Annotated in this window: 1 protein-coding gene; it reads left to right on the top strand. The window is 68.3% G+C overall.

Features of this window, described 5'->3' with window-relative positions:
- A partial coding sequence (acs, locus tag ACH107_RS32395) for an acetate--CoA ligase (RefSeq protein ID WP_412509716.1) occupies positions 1-1,901 on the top strand: 1,901 nt, incomplete at both ends.

The following is a 1,901-nucleotide window of genomic DNA, read 5'->3' as shown; positions in this document are numbered from 1 at the left end:
TATCCCCCCTCCGCGGAGACCGTATCGCGGGCGCATGTTGATGCGGCGCGGTATGACGAGATGTATGCGGCCTCGGTCTCGGACCCCGAGGGGTTCTGGGCCGAGCATGGGCGGCGGATCGACTGGATCACGCCCTTTTCGAAGGTCAAGAACACCTCGTTCCAGCCCGGCGCGATCAACATCCGCTGGTTCGAGGACGGCACCCTGAACGTCGCCGCCAACTGCATCGACCGCCACCTCGACACCCGCGGCGACCAGACGGCCATCATCTGGGAGCCCGACGACCCGAACGACGCGGCGCTGCACATCACCTACACCGAGCTGGCCGCGCAGGTCGGCACCATGGCCAACGTTCTCAAGGACCTCGGCGTGGGCAAGGGCGACCGCGTCGTCATCTACCTGCCGATGATCCCAGAGGCCGCCTATGCCATGCTCGCCTGCGCCCGCATCGGCGCGATCCATTCGGTGGTCTTCGCGGGCTTCTCGCCCGACGCCCTGGGCGCGCGCGTCAACGGCTGCGACGCCAAGCTGGTGATCACCGCCGACCACGCCCCGCGCGGCGGCAAGACCACCAAGCTCAAGGACAACGTCAACCAGGCGCTGCTGCACGACACGCGCGACGTCAAGACGCTCGTGGTCCGCCGCACCGGCGGCCAGGTCGCCTGGCGCGACGGGCTCGATTTCTGGTGGCACGAGGAGGCCGAAAAGGCCTCGCCCGACTGCCCGCCGGCGGAGGTCGCGGCCGAGGACCCGCTCTTCATCCTCTACACCTCCGGCTCCACCGGCCAGCCCAAGGGCGTGGTGCATGCCTCGGGCGGCTATCTCGTCTGGGCGGCGATGACCCACGAGGTGACCTTCGACTACCACGAAGGCGACATCTTCTGGTGCACCGCGGACGTGGGCTGGGTCACCGGGCACAGCTACATCGTCTACGGCCCCCTGGCCAACGGCGCGACCACGCTGATGTTCGAGGGCGTGCCCACCTGGCCCGATGCCGGACGCTTCTGGGCGGTCTGCGAAAAGCACCGCGTCACCCAGTTCTACACCGCCCCCACCGCGATCCGCGCGCTCATGGGCCAGGGCGACGACCATGTTACCCGCCACGACCTCTCGGACCTGCGGGTCCTGGGCACCGTGGGCGAGCCCATCAACCCCGAGGCCTGGGCCTGGTACAACGACATCGTCGGCAAGGGGCGCGTGCCCATCGTCGACACCTGGTGGCAGACCGAAACCGGCGGCCACATGATGACCCCCCTGCCCGGCGCCCATGCCACCAAGCCCGGCGCGGCGATGAAGCCCTTCTTCGGCGTCCAGCCCGTGGTGCTGGAGCCGACAAGCGGCGAGGAGATCGCGGGCAACCCCGCCGAGGGTGTGCTCTGCCTCAAGGACAGCTGGCCGGGCCAGATGCGCACGGTCTGGGGCGATCACGCCCGCTTCGAGAAGACCTACTTCTCGGACTACAAGGGCTATTACTTCGCCGGCGACGGCTGCAAGCGCGACGCCGACGGCGACTACTGGATCACCGGCCGCGTCGATGACGTCATCAACGTCTCGGGCCACCGCATGGGCACCGCCGAGGTCGAAAGCGCCCTGGTCGCCCATGCCAAGGTGGCCGAGGCCGCGGTGGTGGGCTATCCGCATGACATCAAGGGCCAGGGCATCTACTGCTACGTCACCTTGATGGCCGGCGAAGCGCCCAGCGAAGCCCTGCGCAAGGAGCTGCGCGACTGGGTCCGCCAGGAAATCGGCCCCATCGCCAGCCCCGACCTGATCCAATGGGCCCCCGGCCTGCCGAAAACACGCTCCGGCAAGATCATGCGCCGCATCCTGCGCAAGATCGCCGAAAACGACTACGACGCCCTCGGAGATACATCAACACTCGCAGACCCCTCCGTCGTCGA

It is taken from the genome of Roseovarius halophilus (ex Wu et al. 2025) (assembly GCF_047086965.1).
This window is presented reverse-complemented; position numbering and strand designations above follow the sequence as displayed.